The 1,122-nt window shown below is 67.7% G+C and carries 1 protein-coding gene and 1 pseudogene; one reads left to right on the forward strand and one right to left on the reverse strand.

What is annotated here, in order from left to right; translation table 11 throughout:
- Window positions 1-731: BRO-N domain-containing protein (locus tag FJV41_RS49240; RefSeq protein ID WP_141649523.1), on the reverse strand; the 731-nt coding region annotated here is incomplete at its 3' end.
- Window positions 732-874: 143 nt separating this feature from the next.
- Between FJV41_RS49240 and FJV41_RS49245 the strand changes: the two are divergent.
- Window positions 875-1,122: pseudogene (locus FJV41_RS49245) on the forward strand (tyrosine-type recombinase/integrase); the annotation flags it as partial.

Consider the following 1,122-nt stretch of genomic DNA (forward strand, 5'->3'; position numbering starts at 1 on the left):
CGCCAGAGGAGCTGGTAGGCGGCATGGCCGTTGCGGCTGAAGGGGACGGCCTCGGCGTAGTCCCGGCCCGCGTCCGTCAGCTCCCACTCTTCGCGCTCGTTGCGCCGCTGGAGTCCGCATGCCTCCAGGCGGAGGTTCATCTTCCGGGCGGACAGCCCCAGCTTCTGGCCGAGCTGCGTGGCGTTGAGCCGCGCGGGTGGCTCGGCGGCGGCCGGCAGCCCCCTGCGATGGGGCTCCATCGTCAGCCCCGTGTCTTGGTGGATGGCGTCGAGGGCACAGGCTGCTGCCAGCTCCGGCTTGAGCCCTGGAACGAAGGTGGCGAGCGTCCTGGCCACTTCCAGGTGGGCCAGCACCTGGACTTGGAGCGGCGGGGGCAGCGCAGGGAGTGGGTGCGGTGATGGAATGCCTGGCGCCGTGTAGCTGCCCGTCTTTCGGAGGGTGGGCAACACCTCGTGGGTCACCCAGTGCTTGAAGCGCCGAGCCTCGGGCTTGCGACTCGTGAAGGTGAGCACGTAGAGGCCGGGCTCATTGACGACCGTCATCTCCTGCTGGCCTCCAGGGGTCTGCACAGTACGCAGACCCTTTTCGTCGCCTCCGAGGCGACGTGTCTGCTCGGTGTTGATGGTGAGCGCCGCGCAGACGTCGGCGGCGACGAACCATGGCTCACCTTGCTCGTCCATGACGACGCGGACGTGGTGCGACTCGAAGTTGAACGCGACAAGCTGATTCACAGGGATTCCTTCCTGCCGAGGTGGGGGGAGGCCAGGACCGCTTGTGGCCCCGGCGATGGATTCAATGGGTCGTGCGGCTAATGACTTGTCTTGTCGGGGCGACAGAGCGTGCATGGCCGCGTCCTCATCACGACGGAGTCGCCATGTCTGCCTATGCTGCTGTCGCCCGCGCACCCCGCACCCTCACGGAGAAGGAGGTGGCGCTGCTCTTGCGCACCACGGGGTTGCACCGGGATGGGTTCCGGGACCACTGCCTCTACAGCCTCGCGCTGGCCTCGGGATTGCGCGAGCACGAGTTGGTCGCCCTTAACGTTGGGGACATCTTCGACGCGCGTAGCCGCGCACGTCGGCACGTGCCGCTGACTGTCTTCAAGGGCAGCCGCCGGCACCC

Source organism: Myxococcus llanfairpwllgwyngyllgogerychwyrndrobwllllantysiliogogogochensis, from assembly GCF_006636215.1.
In the GTDB taxonomy this organism is placed as follows: domain Bacteria; phylum Myxococcota; class Myxococcia; order Myxococcales; family Myxococcaceae; genus Myxococcus; species Myxococcus llanfairpwllgwyngyllgogerychwyrndrobwllllantysiliogogogochensis.